This is a genomic window from Keratinibaculum paraultunense (assembly GCF_016767175.1).
Taxonomy (GTDB): Bacteria; Bacillota; Clostridia; order Tissierellales; family Tepidimicrobiaceae; genus Keratinibaculum; species Keratinibaculum paraultunense.
The window spans coordinates 1,865,844-1,886,252 of sequence record NZ_CP068564.1 but is presented as its reverse complement, the minus strand read 5'-3'; the positions used below and the strand labels follow the sequence as shown (position 1 = coordinate 1,886,252).

Here is a 20,409-nt window from a genome sequence, read left to right as displayed (position 1 = left end):
TAAAAAATATAATATGAGGTGATGATATAATGCTTAAATCTTTTGAGGAATTAATAGATTTGGCTAAAAGTAAAGAACCTAAAAAAATAGCTGTAGCAGTTGCAGAAGATAAGGAAGTATTAGGAGCTGTCAAGGCATGCAAGGATTTAAACATAGTTGATCCTATATTAGTTGGTGATGAGTCTAAGATTAAGAAGATAGCTGAAGAAATAGGTTTTGATTTATCAGATGTAAAAGTAATAGATGAAAAAGATGGAGTTGAAGCTTCTCGAATAGCAACTAAATTAGTAAATGAAGAAAAAGCAGATATATTAATGAAAGGTTTAATAGATACATCAATTATTATGAAGCAGGTTTTAGATAAAGAGATAGGTCTTAGAACTGGAAAGATTATAAGTCATGTAGCTGTATTTGATGTAGAAACTTATCATAAGATATTCTTTGTAACTGATGCTGCTATGAATATTAGCCCTAATTTAGAACAAAAGAAAGAGATAATAGAGAATGCAGTAGAGTTGGCTCATTCATTGGGAATAGAAAACCCTAAAGTTGCAGTTATTGGTGCCAAAGAAAAGGTTTCCCCTAAGATGGAAGCAACTATTCATGCTAAGGAATTAACTGATATGTGTAAAAGAGGGGAAATAACTGGTTGTATAGTAGAAGGACCTTTTGCTTTGGACAATGCTATGTCAAAGGAAGCGGCATTGCACAAAGGTATAGATAGTACAGTAGCTGGAGATGCAGATATATTATTAGTTCCAAATATAGAGGCAGGAAATGTATTGTATAAATCGTTAACTATTTTAGCTAAGGCAAAAACAGCAGGGATAATATTAGGTGCTAAAGCTCCAATAGTGCTTACTTCAAGGGCGGATGACCAAGAAGCTAAAATGCATTCTATAGCATTAGGAGTATTACTTGCATCTAGATAAAGGAGGCTAATTATAATGAAAAATTACAGAATGTTGGTTATAAATCCAGGTTCAACATCTACAAAGATTGCGGTGTTTGATGGAGAAGATATGATATTTGATGAAACTTTAAGACATTCAGTAGAGGAATTATCTAAATATGATAAGATATATGATCAATATGAGTTTAGAAAAAGCATAATACTTGATACTTTATCTAAAAATGAAGTGGATATAAATTCTTTAGCTGCTATTGTTGGACGAGGAGGATTATTAAATCCAATAGAAGGAGGTACATACGAAGTAAATCAAAAGATGCTAGAAGATTTAAAAGTAGGTGTTCAAGGGGAGCATGCTTCTAATTTAGGAGGAATTATTGCATATGAAATAGCTAAAGAAATAGGAGCTAAAGCTTATATTGTAGATCCGGTAGTGGTAGATGAATTGTCAGATGTAGCAAGAATTTCAGGATTAAAAGGAATTGATAGAAGAAGCGTATTTCATGCATTGAATCAAAAAGCAGTAGCACGACGTCATGCAAAATCAAAAGGGAAAAAATATGAAGATATGAACTTAATAGTTGCTCATTTAGGGGGAGGGGTATCTGTAGGAGCTCATAAACAAGGAAAGGTAATTGATGTTAATAATGCATTAGATGGAGATGGGCCGTTTTCCCCTGAACGTTCTGGAGGATTGCCTGTAGGTGATTTAGTTGAGCTTTGTTATTCAGGTAAATATACTTACGAAGAGATGAAAAAACTTATAAAGGGCAGTGGCGGTATGGTGTCTTATCTAGATACCAATAGTGCTATAGAAGTAGGTGAAAGAATAAAAAAAGGCGATGAATACGCAAAGTTAATTTATTATGCTATGGCTTATCAAGTAGCAAAGGAAATTGGTAGTTGTGCTGTAGTGTTAAAAGGTGAAGTAGATGGAATCCTTATAACTGGAGGCATTGCTCATGATAAACAATTTACCAATTGGATTAAAGAAAGTGTTGGGTTTATAGCAGAAGTATATGTGTATCCTGGAGAAGATGAATTGGTGGCATTGGCAGAAGGCGGCTTAAGAGTATTGACAGGTGAAGAAAAAGCCAAAGAATATAAATAGAACATAGGTGATATATGGTGTTAAATGATAAAAGATTAAGGTTTATTGTAGGACATTATGCTAGTGGGAAAACAGAGTTTAGTATAAATTATGCTATAAAGCTGGTTGAAATGGGCAAAAAAGTAGCTTTAGTTGATTTAGATGTGGTAAATTTATATTTTAGAAGTAGAGAAAAGAAAGAGTTTTTAGAAAAATTAGGCATAAAAGTCATAGCAAGCTCAGTAAATGCTTCTGCAGTAGATATACCTGCAATATCAGCCGAAGTATTTACTCCTATGCAGGACACCTCTTATGAAGCAGTTATAGATGTAGGAGGAGATCCAGATGGGGCTAGAGCGTTAGGTAGATATAAGGATTATATAGTAGAAGGCGATTACGATATGTTTTATGTATTAAATGCTAATAGACCTGAAACCCAGACAGCAGAAAAAGCTGTAGAATATTTAAGAAAAATAGAAGACACTGCTAGAGCAAGGGTAACAGGTTTAATAAATAATACCCATATGCTAAAAAGTACAACAGTAGAAGATGTATTAAAGGGACAAGAAGTAGCACTAGAAGTTTCAAAAATGACCAATATTCCAATAAAATATATATCTGTAATAGAAAAAATAGCAAAAGATTTACCAGATAATCTAGAAGGTGAAGTTTTTCCAATAACTTTATATATGAGGGAAGATTGGATGATTTAATAATAGAAAATTAAGGGGGGTTAATATGGCTAAGGCAAAAGGAAAAGTAACATTTAATGAGGATGTTTGTAAAGGGTGTGGTTTATGTGTATCCGTATGTCCTATGAATATTATAACTTTGGACAAAAATAAATTAAATGCAAAGGGATACCACCCAGCAACAGTAGTTGACATGGATAAGTGTATTGGTTGTGCTAATTGTGCAACTATGTGCCCAGATGTGGTTATAACTGTTGAGAGAATTGATAATTAAAATTTAAAAGGAGGTTTTATTTTATGACAAAAGTTCTCATGAGGGGAAATGAGGCTATAGGTGCTGCAGCTATAGAAGCGGGTTGTAAGTACTTTTTTGGTTATCCTATAACACCCCAATCAGAATTGCCAGAATATATGGCTAGAGAATTGCCTAAAATAGGAGGAATTTTTTTACAAGCGGAAAGTGAAATAGCTGCTATAAATATGGTGTATGGTGCTTCAGGAGCAGGTGCTAGAGTCATGACTTCTTCATCAAGTCCAGGAATATCCTTAAAGCAAGAAGGTATATCATATATTGCAGGAGCAGAACTTCCCTGTTTAATTGTAAATATAATGAGAGGTGGACCTGGATTAGGCAGTATACAACCATCTCAAACTGACTATTTTCAAGCTACAAGAGGTGGAGGTAATGGAGATTATAGAGTAGTAGTGTTAGCACCATCTAATATTCAAGAATTGGTGGATTTAGTAATAGAAGGTTTTGACATAGCGGATCAATATAGAAATCCAGTTATGATACTAGGAGATGGAATGATAGGTCAAATGATGGAACCTGTAGAATTTAAGAAACCAAAACCAAGAGATTTACCTAAAAAAGATTGGGCTACCACAGGTACAAAAGGTAAAAGAAAGCCAAATATAATCAATTCATTATATTTAGAAGCAGAAGAATTAGAAGAACACAATAAAAAGCTTCAAGCAAAATATCAAGCTATAAAGGAAAATGAAGTGAAGGTTGAATCCTACAATATAGAAAATGCAGATGTAGTAATAGCAGCTTATGGAACTACTGCTAGAATAGCTAAAACTGCCATATCTCAACTAGAAAAAGAAGGATATAAAGTAGGTTTAATAAGACCTATAACTTTGTGGCCTTATCCATATGATGAATTTGAAAAAATAAATGATAAATGTAAAGGTATATTAACAGTAGAGATGAATACAGGGCAGATGGTAGACGATGTAAAAATTGCAGTAAAAGGAAAATATCCAGTGCACTTTTATGGAAGAACTGGTGGCATGGTACCAACACCAGGTGAAATAGTAGAAAAAGTCAAAGAAATATATGGAGGTGAAATATAATGACAGTAGTATTTAAAAAGACAAAGGGACTAACTGATGTACAAACTCACTACTGCCCAGGATGTACCCATGGTATAGTTCATAGACTAGTAGCAGAGGCACTAGAGGAATTAGGTGTATTAGATGAAACTATAGGTGTAGCACCAGTAGGATGTTCTGTACTTGCATACAATTATTTTAACTGTGATATGCATGAAGCAGCACATGGTAGAGCACCAGCTGTTGCTACAGGTATAAAGAGAGTTCGCCCAGAAAATTTTGTATTTACTTATCAAGGAGATGGAGACTTAGCATCTATAGGTACTGCAGAAATAGTACATGCTGCCCATAGAGGAGAAAAAATCTCCACTATATTCATAAACAATGCAATATACGGTATGACTGGAGGACAAATGGCACCAACAACTTTAGTAGGACAAAAAGCTACAACAGCTCCCTATGGAAGAGATGAAAAACATTGTGGTAAACCTATAAGAATAGCAGAAATGCTTGCTACAATTGATGGAGCTAAATTTGTAGAGAGGGTAACAGTAACAAGTCCTGCACATGTTAGAAAAGCTAAGAAGGCAATTAAAGAATGCTTCCAAGTTCAATTAGAAGGTAAAGGCTTTGGAATAGTTGAAGTTTTATCCACTTGCCCAACAAACTGGGGATTAACACCAATAGAAGCATTAAAATGGCTTGAAGATAATATGATACCTTATTATCCTCTAGGAAACTTTAAGAGACCAGAGGAGGTGGAATAAATGGAAGAAAGAGTAATAATGGCAGGCTTTGGTGGACAAGGAGTAATGGCTATAGGTCAGCTACTAACCTATGGAGGCATGGTAGAGGATAAATATGTTTCTTGGCTACCATCCTACGGCCCAGAAATGCGAGGAGGAACAGCAAACTGTAGTGTAATTATATCTGATGAACCTATAGGTGCTCCAGTAGTGGTGGATGCCACTGCAGCTATAATAATGAACGGTCCTTCTCTAGATAAATTTGAAGACTCTGTTGTAAAAGGAGGAAGATTATTTATAAATTCCTCCTTAATAGATAGGAAATCGGAAAGAGATGATATAGAAGTATACTACATTCCTGCAAACGAAGTAGCAGATGAACTTGGCAATAGTAGAGTAGCAAATATGGTAATGTTAGGTGCATATTTAGAAGCTAGTAAAGTAGTAGATGTTGAATCAGTATTAAAAGGATTTACTAAAGTATTTGGAGAAAAGCGAGCAAATCTATTACCAATAAACAAAAAAGCCTTAGAAAAAGGTGCAGAAATAGCAAGAGAACAAATGAAAGCGACTGTTTAATTGTTAAACTGGTTTCCATTTTTGGAAGCCAGTTATTTTTTTATAATTTTTTAAAAAAACATTGCTTTTTTTAAAAATATATGTTATACTCTATAAAGAGGTATTTGTATAATTTAATCTAATCTTTGATTTAGTCACTTAATTCATGATATTTTATAAAAAAGTTCATCTTGTTAATTATCAAATCTTGTTTCAACGTTTTAGTTTATTAAATAAAATAAAATATTTATATCGCTGAATTCTTAATTTATATTAAGAAGCGGGGGAACCAACAATAGGGGTGAATCCATATATGTGGAAAGAATCCATATATGGACGGGCCAATAACCCTTAGCCCGAACCCGTCAGCTAACCTCGTAAGCGTGAAAGGGGGATATATGAATTATGGAATTATTGACTATGGCTCCCCCATAGTCTTTTATTTTACATGGAGCAGATAGTAAAAATATAGAAAAGGAGGTAATACTATGAAAAAGAATTTAAACTATGCTGTAATAGGTGCAGGAAATGGTGGGTTAGCAATGGCAGGATATTTAAGTTTGATTGGGTATAAGGTAAATTTATATAATAGGACTAGAGAGAAAATTTTACCTTTGATAGAGAGACCAGTGATAAAATTAAGTGGAGAAGTTGAAGGCGAAGGAAAATTAAATATGGTTACTAGTAATATAGATGAGGCAATAAAAGGTGTAGATATAATTATGGTAACTATTCCAGCTATGGGGCATTATCAATTAGCAAAGCAAATGGCTCCTCATTTAGAAGATGGGCAGATAATTGTACTAAATCCAGGTAGAACAGGAGGAGCTTTAGAAGTATATACTACAATTAAAAAAGAAGGATGCGATAAAGATATAGTAGTAGCTGAAGCTCAAACCTTTATATATGCATGTAGAGCTACTTCAAAAACTAGTGCAAATATATTTAAAACTAAGAAGGAGGTTACTTTAGCCGCTATACCTGCAACTAAAACTCAAGAAGTTATAGATATGCTTCATGATGCATATCCTCAATTTGCACCAGCTAGAAATGTAATAGAAACTAGTATTAATAACTATGGTGCAATATTCCATCCAGCACCAACTTTATTAAATAGTGGACACATAGAAAGAGGAGTACCCTTTGAATATTATATAGAAGGCATAACTCCATCTATTGGAAAATTCTTAGAAAGAATGGATAATGAGAGAATGAAAATAGGTAATTTTCTTAATGTAAACACTATGTCTGCTAAAGATTGGTTAGAATATAGTTATGGTGCAAAAGGAGATAATTTATATGAAGCTATACAAAACAATCCAGGTTATAAGGGATTAAAAGCTCCTAAAGGATTAAACATAAGATATATATATGAAGATGTACCTTGCAGTTTAGTACCTATGTCTTCTATAGCAAAGCAATTTGGTATAGAGACTCCTGCTATAGATTCTATAATAGGTTTAGCTGAATTGATGACTGGAGTGGATTTCTATAAAGAAGGCAGAACAGTAGACAGATTAGGACTAAAAGGACTTTCAGTAACCCAAATACATCAATTTGCAGAGAAAGGAATAGTAGCTTTAGAAGAAGTAGCAGCTTCATAATGCATAAATTGTTAATATATGGGGTTTGTGTACACAAACCCCATAATTTTTTTTAAAATTACCAAAAACATATTCAAAGTTCTATTAAATAATTTAGAGGAGTTAAAATTTTATGAAAAGGTATTTATATACTGGATTAATAATGTTATTTGTCATGATTTCTTTTATAGTATATGCACTAAAACATCCTGATGCTTTTTTTAAAATTAGTTTGAAATTAACTTACGCTATATACTTTATTTATTTGGTAGTAATGATAGGTATGTTTATCTTGTACTTTAAAAATAAAATAAAACGACGTATTAAAGACAAGATATAATGAAAAAGAGTATTATTAGGGATAAAATATTTAAATGAGAAATAAAATATAAAGAATAAAGAATTACATATATAGATGGATAGGTAAACCGGTTTACCTATCCATCTATATATGTTAGAAATAATATTATTTATTCATAAGGTCTACACTATGTTATACTAAGAATATTGGATTATTTATGGAGGGGTTAGAGATATGTTTTATTTGCCAAAATATATAGAACAAATACTTTATATATTAGAGAAAAATGGATATGAAGCATATGTAGTTGGAGGTTCTGTAAGGGATATGTTATTGAACAAAGCACCTAAAGATTATGATATTGCAACAGACGCTACTCCAGAAGAAGTTGAAAGCATATTTCATGATTTAAAAAAAATCAATGTAGGCAAAGAGTTTGGGACTATAATTCTCATTTTAAAGGAAGGACAGGTTGAGATTACAACTTTCAGGCTAGAAGGTGCCTATATTGACGGAAGAAGACCTTCATGGGTAAAGTTTTCTTCTAAAATTGTTGAAGATTTAAGTCGTAGAGATTTTACTATTAATGCTATGGCGTATAATCATAGAACTGGATTAATAGATCCATTTAGAGGAAAAGAAGATTTAAAGAGAGGAATTTTAAGGACTGTAGGAAATCCTGAAGATAGATTTAGTGAAGATTATTTAAGAATATTAAGAGCAGTTAGATTTTCAACTCAGCTAGGATTCATAATAGAAGAATCTACATACAAGGCTGCAAAAAAATATAGCAAAAACGTATCTAGTATTAGCATGGAAAGGATAACAGATGAATTTTTCAAGATCCTATTATGTGAAAAGCCCTCAAAAGGGATTAGGTTATTAGAAGAATTAGGCATACTAGAAATAATACTTCCAGAGCTTGTTCCTGCTATAGGATTTGATCAAAAAAATCCTAATCATGAAATGGATGTTTATGAGCATACTCTTTGTGTATTGGATAACACTCTCCCTATTATTCAATTAAGATTAGCAGCTCTATTTCATGACATAGGTAAACCCCATACTATGACAATAGATGAAGAGGGAATAGGGCATTTTTATGACCATGATAAATTGAGTGCTGAAATGAGTAAAGAGATTTTAACCAGATTTAAATGTTCCAACGATTTAATTCAAAAAGTGTATATATTAGTGAAAGAACACATGAATCACCATGCAAACTTTTCAGAAAAGGGACTAAAAAAACTAATTAGAAGAGTAGGAGAAGAGGAAATATTTAATTTAATAAAATTACAAAAAGCAGATATCAAATGTTCCAAAAAGGATGCAACTATAAATCATATAATAGATAGGGAAAAGAGGATTATGCAAATAATAGAAAACAAAGAAACCTATGATTTAAAACAATTAGAAATAAATGGGGATGATTTAATTTCGTTAGGATTTAAAGAAGGAAAAATAATTGGAAAAATATTGGAATATTTATTGGAAAAAGTAATGGAGGAACCTAGCCTAAATGACAAGGAAACTTTAAAGAAATTGGCTTTAAAAAAATTTTCTAATAAATCTAAAAATTAAATTTTAGATTTTATATTATTTTATTTACTTCTCGTTGTGAATTATAAAATCTTGTGCTATTATTAAATTGTTGTAGTCCAAAATAGGAGGTTGAAATAAAGAATGGGCAAATTATTTGGTACCGATGGAATAAGAGGAATTGCGAATAAGGATTTAACGCCAGAATTAGCTTTTAAAGTAGGAAGGGCTGGAGCTTATGTATTATCTAAAGGTAGAAAAGGTCAAATAGTAGTAGGAAAAGATACTCGAAAATCAGGGGATATGCTAGAAGGAGCTCTAACAGCTGGTATATGTTCTATAGGTATAGATGTAATCTCTCTTGGGATTGTTCCCACACCAGCCGTAGCGTATTTAACTAGAAAATATGATGGATTAGCAGGAGTAGTAATATCTGCTTCTCACAATCCTGTGGAATATAATGGAATAAAGTTTTTTAATGAAAAAGGATATAAGCTCAATGATGAAATAGAAGAAGAAATAGAAAGTATAATACTAGAAAACAAGGATATATCGTTACGTCCCATAAAAGGGGATATAGGCAAAATAATATTCAAACATGATGGGTATAGATATTATATTGAGCATTTAAAAAGTACAGTAGATGGAGATTTAAAAGGCATAAAAATAGCTATTGATTGCGGTAATGGAGCTTTGTACAAAATTGCACCTCAGTTGTTGAAAGAGATGGGAGGAGAAATAGTAGTTATAAATGATGAACCAAATGGAGTAAATATTAATGTAAATTGTGGTTCTACAAATCCTGATATGATTCAATCTTTAGTACAAAAAGTGGATGCCCACATTGGATTATCCTTTGATGGTGATGGGGATAGAGTAATAGCTGTAGATGAAAAAGGGAATATAATAGATGGAGATCATATATTGGCTATATGCGGTACTTATCTATATAAAAGAAATAAACTTAATAAAAATACAATAGTAGGAACAGTTATGACCAATATGGGATTAGATGTATACTTAAAAGAAGCTGGCATGAATATAGTAAAAACTGCAGTTGGTGATAGATATGTAATAGAAGAGATGCTATCAAATGGATATAATTTAGGAGGAGAGCAGTCAGGGCATATTATATTTTTAGATTATAATACTACAGGAGATGGATTATTGACTGGATTGCAATTAATTCAAGTAATGAAAGAAAGTAAAAAGTCTATGTCTCAATTAAACAATATAATGACTCAATTCCCTCAAGTATTAATAAATGCAAAAGTAGATAATGACAAAAAAGAAATTATTTTAGAAGATGAATTCATAAAGGAAGAAATTAAAAAAATAGAGGATATGTTTCAAGGTGAAGGAAGAGTAGTTATAAGACCTTCAGGAACTGAGCCTTTAATTAGGATTATGATAGAAGGAAAAGATAAAGAAAAAATAGAAAATATAGCTAACGGGTTAGCTAAACTCATAGAGGAACAAATAGGAAAATAATATATTAGGTACAAATAAACTAGAGGTGATATTATTGAATTATAAAATAGTAGCTGATAGTAGTTGTGATCTTAACGAAGAACTAGAGAAAATGTTGAATATAGGTATAGTACCATTAAAAATAGATATAGAAGATAAATCTTTTGTGGATGATTCCAACTTGGACACTAAAGAATTACTATCTGCTATGAAAAATAGTGACAAACCAGTAAAAACGTCTAGTCCTTCCCCGGGGGATTTTTTAAAGGAGTATGAAAAAGGAGAAAATATATTCGTTGTGACTTTATCTTCTGCATTGAGTAGCACCTATAGTAATGCAGTTTTAGCCAAAAATATAGCATTAGAAAGTAGCAACAAATTCATTCATGTATTCGATTCCTTGTCTGCTTCTATAGGGGAAACATTAGTAAGTTTAAAGATATTTGAGCTGATTGAGGAAAATTTCAAACCTAAGGATATAGTAGAAAAAGTAGAAAAGTATATCAAAGAGATGAAAACCTTTTTTATATTAGAATCCTTAGACAATTTGATGAAAGCTGGTAGAATTAGCAAGGCTATGGGACATATTGCTTCTATGATATCCATAAAACCCATAATGGGCGGTGACCATGATGGAACTATTAAACTAGTAGAAAAAGTTAGAGGGAGCAAAAAGGTCTTTAGAAGGTTAGTAGATATTATTGGAGAAAAGGGAGAAAATTTTGAGGATAAAATATTAGGAATTGCTCATTGTAATGCTTTAGAAAAAGCTGAAGAATTAAAGGCACAAATAGAGGAAAGATATAATTTTAAAAATATAATAATAGTTGAAACTAGAGGATTAAGCACTGCCTATGCTAATGATGGTGGTATAATAGTAGTCTTTTAAAAACAAACTCTCTACTTAGAGAGTTTGTTTTTTCCTTGGTGGATAAAAAGTTTTTTTGATTTACTAAGTAGTATAAATTCATGTTCAGATATTATACCTTTTTCTTTTAATGATTCCAATAAATTAAGAAATTGATAACACAATTCACAAATATCTTCATTAATCTTATCCACAAACACCACCCCATATAGTTAATAATTAATTAATTAGACAAAAGTTTTAAAAGTCCTTCAAAAGAATGAATTATTATAAAAAATAATATTTGTTTTATAAATATTGTTTAAACTAATATTTATTATATTTATTGAATTTTGATATCTATTTTTGTTATAAAAGTGATAATAATTCAATAGAAACATTATCTATTAATGCAGTTAATAGAATAAATGTAATAATATTACTGTTTAATTATAAATATAAAATTAAAAGTTGAAGCAGTATTGTAGAATATTCAGTAGAATTATGTAGATTAAATATTGTGTTCAATAGAAATTTTAAAAAAGTTTACTCTATTTAAAGTTGTTCAATTATAACTGTCATTGACATGAAAGCGTTAACAATGTTATAATGAAAAACAGTTGACAAAATAAAATTGACTAAAGGAGGAATATTTAGATGAAGAGAAAATTAGCACTATTATTAGCATTAGTACTTTTACTATCTGTATTTACCGTAGCTTGTGGTAAAGAAGAATCAACAGATGTAAAGAAGGAAGATGGGAAAGTAGTAGATGAACCAAAAGAAGGATCAGACGAAGATATTGATGATGAACAATATGTAACATTAACTATAATTGAGCCTCAAGCTATAGACCCTTCTACCAGTAACGATATATACTCTGGAGATATTTTAAATGAAATAACAGAAGGACTAGCAAGATTGGAAACAGGGGAAGATGGAGGAGATGTAGTAGTACCAGCTGGTGCTGAAGATTGGGATGTAAGTGATGATGGATTAGTATGGACATTCCATTTAAGAGATTATGAATGGGAAGATGGAGAACCAGTTACAGCCCATGACTTTGAATATGGTATAAAGAGAAATATTAATCCAGAAACGGCTGCAGTATTTGCATACTTATTGTATCCTATAGAAAATGCAGAAGCATGTAATAGTGGAGAAAAAGATTTAGATGAGGTAGGAGTTAAGGCATTAGATGATAAAACATTAGAGATTACTTTAGAAAAACCTTGTGCATATTTTGATAAGCTTCTTTCACATAGAATTATGTATCCTCAAAGAAAAGATCTTGTAGAACAATGGGGAGATAGAACAGGAAGTGAAGCAGAATATACTATATCCTGTGGACCATTTAAATTAACTGAATGGACTCATAAGAGTGAATTAGTTTTAGAAAAGAACGAAAACTATTGGGATGCAGACAATGTAAAATTAGAAAAAATAACATATAAAGTTATTGAAGACCCAAGCACAGCATATAATATGCTTTCCAATGGTCAAATAGATATATGTGGAGTTAGTAAGCCAGAATGGCTTGAAAAATTTAAACAAAGAGATGATTTAGTATACGTTAGCGAACCTCAACCATCTATTGTATATCAATTTTTTAATCAAAAGACAAAATTATTTAGTAATGCTAATGTAAGAAAAGCATTTATATTGGCATTAGATAGAGAAGAATTATTAGATGTACTATATTATGGAATAGGAGAACCTGCTTATGGCTGGATACCACCAGTTATGAAAGTAGGAGACAAGTTATATAGAGATATAGTTGATGAACCATTAAAGAAATTAAAAGAAGAAAATCTAGATCCAAAAGAACTGCTTATAAAAGGTTTAGAAGAGTTAGGAATGGATCCAGATCCAAGCAAAGTAACAGTAAAAATGTTAGAAGGAGGAACGGATGCCGAAAACAGAAGATTTGTTGAATATTATCAACAGATATATAAAAAAGTTTTAGGCATAAATGTTGAAGCAGAATATGTTGATTGGCCAGTATTCTTAGATAGAGTTTACAATCATGATTATGAAATGGCAGGTATGGGTGCTACAGCAGATTATGATGATCCAATGACATTTATGACAGATTTCTTAACAGAAGCTCAAAACATACCTACTGGATGGTCTAACGAGGAATATGATGAATTAATTAGAAAAGCTCAGACAAGCTTAGATAATGAAGAAAGATTGGACCTTATTGCTAAAGCAGAAGAAATATTGTTATATGAAGATGCAGTAGTTTCTCCTATTTTATATAGAAAGTCCAGTAGATTCCAGTATGACTATGTGAAAAATATAATAAAACCATTATATGGACCTGGAATTGAATTTAAATATGCTTACATTCAAGGCAGAAATAAGTAAATTTATAGGAACAGTTTATGCGACTATATAGTCGCATAAACTGTATAAAAATATTTTTAGGATCGTACTTTTATGTATTGGAGGTAAAAATATGCTAAAATATGTTTCAAAAAGGCTTCTTTATATGATAATAACATTATGGGTAGTTATTACTATTACATTTTTTTTAATGCATGCAATGCCAGGAGATCCATTAGCTTCATTAGCTAGAGAATTACCACCTCAAGTAAAAGCTAACTATTATGCTAAATATGGATTGGATAAAAGTGTTCCACAACAATATGTATTGTTTTTAAAAAATCTTTGCCGTGGAGATCTTGGAGAATCTTTAAAGTATCCTGGTCGAAGCGTTACAGATACAATAGCTAAACATGCTCCAGTATCTGGTAGATTAGGAATTCAAGCTATATCTATAGGAGTTGTTATAGGTATAGTACTTGGGATAATTGCTGCATTTAAGAGGAACAGATGGCCTGATCATTTAGTTATGTTTATAGCAATACTAGGTGTTTGTTTACCAAGTTTTGTACTAGCAGCTTTATTACAATATGTACTTTCTGTAAAATTTGAATTATTTCCTACTGCTGGGTGGGGGACTGGGAAACATACAGTACTACCTACCATAGCACTATGTTTTGGATCCATAGCAACTTATGCTAGGTATATGAGGTCAAGTGTTCTTGACGTAATCAATCAAGATTATATTTTGACAGCAAAAGCAAAAGGGATTTCTGAATTTAATTTAATTGTAAAACACGTTATAAGAAATGCTATAATTCCTGCTATAACTATTTTAGCACCTCAAATAGCAAATGTATTTACAGGTTCATTTGTTATAGAAAATATATTTGCTATTCCAGGATTGGGCTCAAATTTAGTAGACTCAATAAACAACAGGGATTTTAGTATGATAATGGGGTTGACCATTTTCTATTGTGCATTATATATAATATCTCTATTAATAGTAGATATTTTATATGGTATTGTTGATCCAAGGATAAGGTTTTCTGATGATGTTCAAGAATAAATATCATCAAAATTAAAAAAACATACCATATAAAGATTGGAGGAGATTTAATGACGGAAATAATGGATGAAAAATTTAAGATTATTGGATGCCAAGACTCAGATAGTGAAAAAATAGCAAGACCAGCCATGACATATTGGCAAGACGCATGGAGAAGGTTAAAATCAAATAATGTAGCTATGATTTCTATTGGAATATTAATAGCATTAATAGTTATGACTATAATAGGGCCTCACATAACTCCATATTCCCATGAAGAAATGATTGTAGAAGAAAGGAATATGGGACCAAGTGCTAAACATTGGTTTGGGACTGACGAACTAGGAAGGGATATATTTACCAGAGTATGGAAAGGCGGAAGAGTTTCAATGCTCATTGGTGTAGTAGGAGCCTTTGTAGTATCAGTTGTAGGTTGTATTTATGGTGGTATAGCAGCTTACTTTGGCGGGAAAGTAGACACAATAATGATGAGAATAGTAGAGATACTGGTAAGTGTTCCCTATTTAATAGTTGTTATTTTGATTTCAGTAATAACAGAAAGTAAAGGTATGGGTTCGATACTTCTAGCTCTTTGTCTTACAGGATGGTGCGGAACAGCTAGACTTGTAAGAGGACAAATACTTCAATTAAAAGAACAAGATTTTGTTTTAGCAGCTGAAGCTTTAGGGATGAGTCCTGGAAAAATAGTATTAAAACATTTAATTCCTAATACCATAGGCGTAATCATAGTATCTATTACGTTTGATATTCCAGGATTTATATTTTCAGAAGCATTTTTAAGTTATATAGGATTAGGAGTTCAATCTCCAGACACAAGCTGGGGTGCGATGGCATCTGCAGCACAAAACAATTTATTGTTTTACCCCTATCAATTGTTTTTCCCCGCTCTTATGATAGCTTTAACCATGTTATCTTTTACATTACTAGGAGATGGGTTGAGAGATGCTCTTGATCCAAGACTACGACAATAAGGAGAATGTGCAATGGATAATATATTAGAAGTAAAAAATTTAGGTGTTTCATTTCACACTTATGCCGGTGAAGTTAAAGCTGTTAGGGGAGTTAGTTTTCATTTAGAGAGAGGGGAAACATTAGCACTTGTTGGTGAATCTGGTTGCGGTAAAACCGTAACTGCGAAATCATTAATGAGATTAAATCCAGAACCACCTGGAGAGATAAAAGAAGGTTCTTCCATAAAATACGAAGGCAGAGAAGTATTAGAAATGTCCAAAAAAGAGCTAAAGGAATTAAGGGGTGCCGAGATTAGTATGATTTTCCAAGACCCTATGACATCCCTAAATCCTACAATGAAAATAGGAAATCAAATAGCAGAAAGTTTAATAACTCATATGAAACTCAATAAAGAAGATGCACTAAAAAAAGCTACTGAAATGTTAAAAACTGTTGAAATACCTGAAGCAGAAAAAAGGATAAAAGATTATCCTCATGAATTTTCAGGAGGAATGAGGCAAAGGGTAATGATAGCTATAGCTCTTGCTTGCAATCCCAAAATACTCATAGCAGACGAACCAACTACTGCTCTTGATGTTACTATACAAGCACAAGTTTTAGACTTATTAAAAACGTTACAAAAAGAGATGAATACTTCCATAATATTAGTAACTCACGACTTAGGAGTTGTTGCAAATTTTGCTGATAGAATAAATGTCATGTATGCAGGACAAATAGTTGAACAAGGAACTACTAGAGAAATTTTTTACAAGGGAGAACACCCTTATACATGGGCTCTTTTAAGTTCTGTTCCAAGATTGCATGGAGAGAGTAAAAAAGAATTATATTCATTACCAGGCACTCCTCCAGACTTATTACTGCCACTAGAAGGTTGCCCATTTGCAAGTAGATGTAACTACTGCATGCAAATATGTAGAGAAAAAATGCCTCCAAAAACAGAATTAAGTGAAACTCACAGCTTAGCGTGTTGGTTAAAGCATCCTTCAGCACCTAAGGTTGAAAAACCAGATATTTTAAGGAGGGATGCATAATGGTCAATTTACATGAAGAATTAATCCAAGTAAATAACCTAAAAAAATATTTTAGAGTAGGCAAAGATTCTATATTAAAAGCAGTTGATAATGTTAGTTTTTCAATTAAAAAGGGAGAAACTTTAGGACTAGTAGGAGAATCAGGATGTGGGAAGACCACTTGCGGTAGGACAATTATTGGGCTATATAAAGCTACTGGTGGTAAAGTACTATATGATGGAAAAGATGTTCACAACCTTGGAGATGAAAAATTACAATTTAAAAAGAAAGCTCAATATATATTTCAAGACCCCTATGCTTCCTTAGACCCTAGAATGACAATAGGAGATATTATAGCAGAAGGTATGGACATTCATCAAATGTACTCTACTAAAAAAGAACGTACCGAAAAAGTTCATGAACAATTAAAACTTGTTGGTTTAAATCCAGAACATGCAGTTAGATATCCTCACGAGCTTTCTGGAGGGCAAAGGCAGAGAGTAGGGATAGCACGAGCTCTTGCAGTAGAACCAGAATTTATTGTATGTGATGAACCTATTTCTGCACTAGATGTATCCATACAAGCTCAGATAGTAAATTTGCTTATAAAGTTACAGCAAGAGCTAGGATTAACATATTTGTTCATATCCCACGATCTTTCTATGGTAAAACATATTTCAGACCGAGTAGGAGTTATGTATCTAGGGTCCATAGTAGAAATATCTGAAAACATTGCTTTATATGAGAATCCTTTACATCCATATACTCAAGCATTGATATCAGCTATAAATATACCAGATCCAGATATTGAAGCAAAGAGGGAAAGAATTAAATTAGAAGGAGAAGTTCCTAGTCCAATAAATCCTAAGCCAGGGTGTAAATTTGCAAACAGATGCAGATATGTAAAAGATGTATGTAGAGAAAAAACCCCTGAATTAAAAGAAGTAAAAGAAGATCATTATGTAGCATGCCATTTATATTAAAAGCATAGCATATAGGATAAATATATATTATATAGACACTTAAAGATATTTAGTAAAAAATATTTTTAAGTGTCTATTTTTTTAGAGAGAATGAATAATTATAGTTAGTTTAAAAGTGTATTATGTTTGTATCCATTATTGACAGAATAGAAGAAATAATGGTATAATACAGTAAATTAATATTATTTAAATAATGAATTAAAGGGGGAGTATTTAGATGAAAAGAAAGTTAGCACTATTGTTAGCATTAGTACTTTTATTATCTGTATTTACCGTAGCTTGTGGTAAAGAGGAACCAGCAAAAGGAGGAGATAAAGAAAAAGTAGAAGAAGGACCAGGAGAGGATGTATCAGACGAAGATATTGATGATGAACAATATGTAACATTAACAATAACTGAACCTCAAGCAATAGATCCTTCTAAGAGTAGTGATATATATTCAGCAGATATTTTAAATGAAATAACAGAAGGATTAGTAAGGTTAGAAGTAGGAGAAGATGGAGGAGATGTAATAGCACCGGCTGGTGCTGAAGATTGGGATGTAAGTGATGATGGGCTAGTATGGACATTCCATTTAAGAGATTATGAATGGGAAGATGGAGAACCAGTTACAGCTCATGATTTTGAATATGGTATGAAAAGAACCATTAATCCAGAAACTGCTTCAGTATATGCATTTTTATTATATCCAATAAAGAATGCAGAAGCATGTAATAGTGGAGAAAAAGATTTAGATGAATTAGGAGTTAAAGCAATAGATGATAAAACATTAGAAATTACATTAGAAGGACCTTGTGCATATTTTGATAAGCTACTTGCATTTAAAACTATGTATCCACAAAGAAAAGATCTTGTAGAACAATGGGGAGATAAGGTAGGAAGTGAAGCAGAATATACTATATCCTGTGGACCATTTAAATTAACTGAATGGACTCATAAGAGTGAATTAGTTTTAGAAAAGAATGAAAACTATTGGGATGCAGATACTGTTAAATTAGAAAAAATAACATATAAAGTTATTGAAGACCCAAGCACAGCATATAATATGCTTTCCAATGGTCAAATAGATATATGTGGAGTTAGTAAACCAGAATGGCTTGAAAAATTTAAACAAAGAGATGATTTAGTATACGTTAGTGAATATCAACCATCTGTTGCATATCAATTCTTTAATCAAGATGTAAAATTATTTAGTAATGCTAATGTAAGAAAAGCATTTATATTGGCAATAGATAGAGAAGAATTATTAGATGTACTATATTATGGAATAGGAGAACCTGCTTATGGCTGGATACCACCAGTTATGAAAGTAGGAGATAAAACTTATAGAGATGTAGTTGATGAACCATTGAAGAAATTAAAAGAAGAAAATCCAGATCCAAAAGAACTGCTTATAAAAGGTTTAGAAGAGTTAGGAATGGACCCAGATCCAAGTAAAATAACAGTTACAATGTTACAATCAGGAACAGACGCTGAAAGTAGAAGATTTGCTGAATATTATCAACAAGCATATGAGACAGTTTTAGGTATAAATGTTGAAGCAGAATATATGGATTGGCCAGTATTTTTGGACAGAGTCCAAAGTGCAAATTATGAGTTAGCTGGTATGGGTTGGAATGGAGATTATGATGACCCAATGACATTTATGGATATGTGGATAACAGGTTCAGGAATGTCAGACATTCAATGGTCTAACAAGGAATATGATGAATTGATTAAAAAAGCTCAGACAAGCTTAGATGATGAAGAAAGATTGGAATGTTTTAAACGTGCAGAAGAAATATTATTATATGAAGATGGATGTATTTCTCCAATAATATATAGAAAATCTAGTAGATTCCAATATGATTATGTGAAAAATATAATGAGACCATTATGTGCTTCTGGAATTGAATTTAAATACGCTTACATTCAAGGCAGAAATAAGTAAATTTATAGGAACAGTTTATGCGACTATATAGTCGCATAAACTGTATAAAAATATTTTTAGGATCGTACTTTTATGTATTGGAGGTAAAAATATGCTAAAATATGTTTCAAAAAGGCTTCTTTATATGATAATAACATTATGGGTAGTTATTACTATTACATTTTTTTTAATGCATGCAATGCCAGGAGATCCATTAGCTTCATTAGCTAGAGAATTACCACCTCAAGTAAAAGCTAACTATTATGCTAAATATGGATTGGATAAAAGTGTTCCACAACAATATGTATTGTTTTTAAAAAATCTTTGCCGTGGAGATCTTGGAGAATCTTTAAAGTATCCTGGTCGAAGCGTTACAGATACAATAGCTAAACATGCTCCAGTATCTGGTAGATTAGGAATTCAAGCTATATCTATAGGAGTTGTTATAGGTATAGTACTTGGGATAATTGCTGCATTTAAGAGGAACAGATGGCCTGATCATTTAGTTATGTTTATAGCAATACTAGGTGTTTGTTTACCAAGTTTTGTACTAGCAGCTTTATTACAATATGTACTTTCTGTAAAATTTGAATTATTTCCTACTGCTGGGTGGGGGACTGGGAAACATACAGTACTACCTACCATAGCACTATGTTTTGGATCCATAGCAACTTATGCTAGGTATATGAGGTCAAGTGTTCTTGACGTAATCAATCAAGATTATATTTTGACAGCAAAAGCAAAAGGGATTTCTGAATTTAATTTAATTGTAAAACACGTTATAAGAAATGCTATAATTCCTGCTATAACTATTTTAGCACCTCAAATAGCAAATGTATTTACAGGTTCATTTGTTATAGAAAATATATTTGCTATTCCAGGATTGGGCTCAAATTTAGTAGACTCAATAAACAACAGGGATTTTAGTATGATAATGGGGTTGACCATTTTCTATTGTGCATTATATATAATATCTCTATTAATAGTAGATATTTTATATGGTATTGTTGATCCAAGGATAAGGTTTTCTGATGATGTTCAAGAATAAATATCATCAAAATTAA

20 protein-coding genes and 1 riboswitch are annotated in these 20,409 nt (G+C 31.8%); of the genes, 19 read left to right on the top strand and 1 reads right to left on the bottom strand.

The genetic code is table 11. From position 1 onward, the window contains the following. Positions 1-29: 29 nt before the first annotated feature. The 12 genes from ptb to JL105_RS09085 all read left to right on the top strand — a co-directional run bounded on the left by ptb (position 30) and on the right by JL105_RS09085 (position 11,116). Complete coding sequence (gene ptb, locus JL105_RS09140; RefSeq protein ID WP_132029458.1) at positions 30-932, top strand: phosphate butyryltransferase; 903 nt, start codon at positions 30-32, stop codon at positions 930-932. A gap of 15 nt (positions 933-947) precedes the next feature. Further along, positions 948-2,021, top strand: coding sequence for a butyrate kinase (buk, locus tag JL105_RS09135; RefSeq protein ID WP_170169647.1), 1,074 nt, complete (start codon positions 948-950; stop codon positions 2,019-2,021). 17 nt (positions 2,022-2,038) lie between these two features. Continuing rightward, positions 2,039-2,713 (top strand): nucleotide-binding protein, encoded by a 675-nt coding sequence (locus JL105_RS09130; protein ID WP_132029462.1) that lies wholly within the window; start codon positions 2,039-2,041, stop codon positions 2,711-2,713. Positions 2,714-2,738: 25 nt separating this feature from the next. Continuing rightward, the gene (locus JL105_RS09125) at positions 2,739-2,966 is read left to right on the top strand and encodes a 4Fe-4S binding protein (protein ID WP_132029464.1); all 228 of its coding nucleotides are present in this window, start codon (positions 2,739-2,741) and stop codon (positions 2,964-2,966) included. Between the two features lie 23 nt (positions 2,967-2,989). Beyond that, complete coding sequence (locus JL105_RS09120) at positions 2,990-4,051, top strand: 3-methyl-2-oxobutanoate dehydrogenase subunit VorB (protein ID WP_132029466.1); 1,062 nt, start codon at positions 2,990-2,992, stop codon at positions 4,049-4,051. Next, positions 4,051-4,797, top strand: coding sequence for a thiamine pyrophosphate-dependent enzyme (locus JL105_RS09115; RefSeq protein WP_132029468.1), 747 nt, complete (start codon positions 4,051-4,053; stop codon positions 4,795-4,797). The genes JL105_RS09120 and JL105_RS09115 overlap by 1 nt, the downstream gene beginning before the upstream one ends. After that, positions 4,798-5,355 (top strand): 2-oxoacid:acceptor oxidoreductase family protein, encoded by a 558-nt coding sequence (locus JL105_RS09110; RefSeq protein ID WP_132029470.1) that lies wholly within the window; start codon positions 4,798-4,800, stop codon positions 5,353-5,355. A 222-nt stretch (positions 5,356-5,577) separates the two neighbouring features. Further along, positions 5,578-5,733, top strand: a riboswitch (cyclic di-AMP (ydaO/yuaA leader). Between the two features lie 89 nt (positions 5,734-5,822). Further along, entirely contained in the window at positions 5,823-6,938 is a 1,116-nt protein-coding gene (locus tag JL105_RS09105; protein WP_132029472.1) for an NAD/NADP-dependent octopine/nopaline dehydrogenase family protein, read from the top strand. Between the two features lie 112 nt (positions 6,939-7,050). Further along, positions 7,051-7,257, top strand: a complete 207-nt coding sequence (locus tag JL105_RS09100; RefSeq protein ID WP_132029474.1) for a hypothetical protein — start codon at positions 7,051-7,053, stop codon at positions 7,255-7,257. A 195-nt stretch (positions 7,258-7,452) separates the two neighbouring features. After that, a complete protein-coding gene (locus JL105_RS09095) occupies positions 7,453-8,799 on the top strand; it encodes a CCA tRNA nucleotidyltransferase (RefSeq protein ID WP_132029476.1) in 1,347 nt (448 codons plus the stop codon). Between the two features lie 102 nt (positions 8,800-8,901). Beyond that, positions 8,902-10,248, top strand: a complete 1,347-nt coding sequence (gene glmM, locus JL105_RS09090; RefSeq protein WP_132029478.1) for a phosphoglucosamine mutase — start codon at positions 8,902-8,904, stop codon at positions 10,246-10,248. Positions 10,249-10,282: 34 nt separating this feature from the next. Then, entirely contained in the window at positions 10,283-11,116 is an 834-nt protein-coding gene (locus JL105_RS09085) for a DegV family protein (protein ID WP_132029480.1), read from the top strand. 11 nt (positions 11,117-11,127) lie between these two features. Here JL105_RS09085 and JL105_RS09080 read toward each other — a convergent pair whose 3' ends face one another. Further along, positions 11,128-11,289: a hypothetical protein gene (locus tag JL105_RS09080; RefSeq protein ID WP_158280063.1), complete on the bottom strand. Its 162-nt coding sequence runs from the start codon at positions 11,287-11,289 to the stop codon at positions 11,128-11,130. A gap of 442 nt (positions 11,290-11,731) precedes the next feature. Between JL105_RS09080 and JL105_RS09075 the strand changes: the two genes are divergently transcribed. The 7 genes from JL105_RS09075 (at position 11,732) to JL105_RS09045 (ending at position 20,393) form a co-directional block, all read left to right on the top strand. Next, complete coding sequence (locus JL105_RS09075; protein WP_202690498.1) at positions 11,732-13,444, top strand: peptide ABC transporter substrate-binding protein; 1,713 nt, start codon at positions 11,732-11,734, stop codon at positions 13,442-13,444. A 91-nt stretch (positions 13,445-13,535) separates the two neighbouring features. Further along, positions 13,536-14,471: an ABC transporter permease gene (locus JL105_RS09070; RefSeq protein WP_132029482.1), complete on the top strand. Its 936-nt coding sequence runs from the start codon at positions 13,536-13,538 to the stop codon at positions 14,469-14,471. Between the two features lie 50 nt (positions 14,472-14,521). Further along, the gene (locus tag JL105_RS09065; protein WP_132029484.1) at positions 14,522-15,442 is read left to right on the top strand and encodes an ABC transporter permease; all 921 of its coding nucleotides are present in this window, start codon (positions 14,522-14,524) and stop codon (positions 15,440-15,442) included. Between the two features lie 12 nt (positions 15,443-15,454). Then, positions 15,455-16,474 (top strand): ABC transporter ATP-binding protein, encoded by a 1,020-nt coding sequence (locus JL105_RS09060; protein WP_132029486.1) that lies wholly within the window; start codon positions 15,455-15,457, stop codon positions 16,472-16,474. Continuing rightward, positions 16,474-17,436, top strand: a complete 963-nt coding sequence (locus JL105_RS09055; RefSeq protein WP_202690497.1) for an ABC transporter ATP-binding protein — start codon at positions 16,474-16,476, stop codon at positions 17,434-17,436. Before JL105_RS09060 ends, JL105_RS09055 begins: the two co-directional genes overlap by 1 nt. A gap of 217 nt (positions 17,437-17,653) precedes the next feature. Then, positions 17,654-19,366, top strand: coding sequence for a peptide ABC transporter substrate-binding protein (locus JL105_RS09050; protein ID WP_202690496.1), 1,713 nt, complete (start codon positions 17,654-17,656; stop codon positions 19,364-19,366). Between the two features lie 91 nt (positions 19,367-19,457). Beyond that, positions 19,458-20,393 (top strand): ABC transporter permease, encoded by a 936-nt coding sequence (locus tag JL105_RS09045; protein ID WP_132029482.1) that lies wholly within the window; start codon positions 19,458-19,460, stop codon positions 20,391-20,393. Positions 20,394-20,409: the final 16 nt, after the last annotated feature.

Coding starts and splice junctions, on each gene's coding strand:
- ptb (WP_132029458.1), top strand. CDS start 30: ATGCTTAAATCTTTTGAGGAATTAATAGATTTGGCTAAAAGTAAAGAA.
- buk (WP_170169647.1), top strand. CDS start 948: ATGAAAAATTACAGAATGTTGGTTATAAATCCAGGTTCAACATCTACA.
- JL105_RS09125 (WP_132029464.1), top strand. CDS start 2,739: ATGGCTAAGGCAAAAGGAAAAGTAACATTTAATGAGGATGTTTGTAAA.
- JL105_RS09120 (WP_132029466.1), top strand. CDS start 2,990: ATGACAAAAGTTCTCATGAGGGGAAATGAGGCTATAGGTGCTGCAGCT.
- JL105_RS09115 (WP_132029468.1), top strand. CDS start 4,051: ATGACAGTAGTATTTAAAAAGACAAAGGGACTAACTGATGTACAAACT.
- JL105_RS09110 (WP_132029470.1), top strand. CDS start 4,798: ATGGAAGAAAGAGTAATAATGGCAGGCTTTGGTGGACAAGGAGTAATG.
- JL105_RS09105 (WP_132029472.1), top strand. CDS start 5,823: ATGAAAAAGAATTTAAACTATGCTGTAATAGGTGCAGGAAATGGTGGG.
- JL105_RS09100 (WP_132029474.1), top strand. CDS start 7,051: ATGAAAAGGTATTTATATACTGGATTAATAATGTTATTTGTCATGATT.
- JL105_RS09095 (WP_132029476.1), top strand. CDS start 7,453: ATGTTTTATTTGCCAAAATATATAGAACAAATACTTTATATATTAGAG.
- glmM (WP_132029478.1), top strand. CDS start 8,902: ATGGGCAAATTATTTGGTACCGATGGAATAAGAGGAATTGCGAATAAG.
- JL105_RS09075 (WP_202690498.1), top strand. CDS start 11,732: ATGAAGAGAAAATTAGCACTATTATTAGCATTAGTACTTTTACTATCT.
- JL105_RS09070 (WP_132029482.1), top strand. CDS start 13,536: ATGCTAAAATATGTTTCAAAAAGGCTTCTTTATATGATAATAACATTA.
- JL105_RS09065 (WP_132029484.1), top strand. CDS start 14,522: ATGACGGAAATAATGGATGAAAAATTTAAGATTATTGGATGCCAAGAC.
- JL105_RS09060 (WP_132029486.1), top strand. CDS start 15,455: ATGGATAATATATTAGAAGTAAAAAATTTAGGTGTTTCATTTCACACT.
- JL105_RS09055 (WP_202690497.1), top strand. CDS start 16,474: ATGGTCAATTTACATGAAGAATTAATCCAAGTAAATAACCTAAAAAAA.
- JL105_RS09050 (WP_202690496.1), top strand. CDS start 17,654: ATGAAAAGAAAGTTAGCACTATTGTTAGCATTAGTACTTTTATTATCT.
- JL105_RS09045 (WP_132029482.1), top strand. CDS start 19,458: ATGCTAAAATATGTTTCAAAAAGGCTTCTTTATATGATAATAACATTA.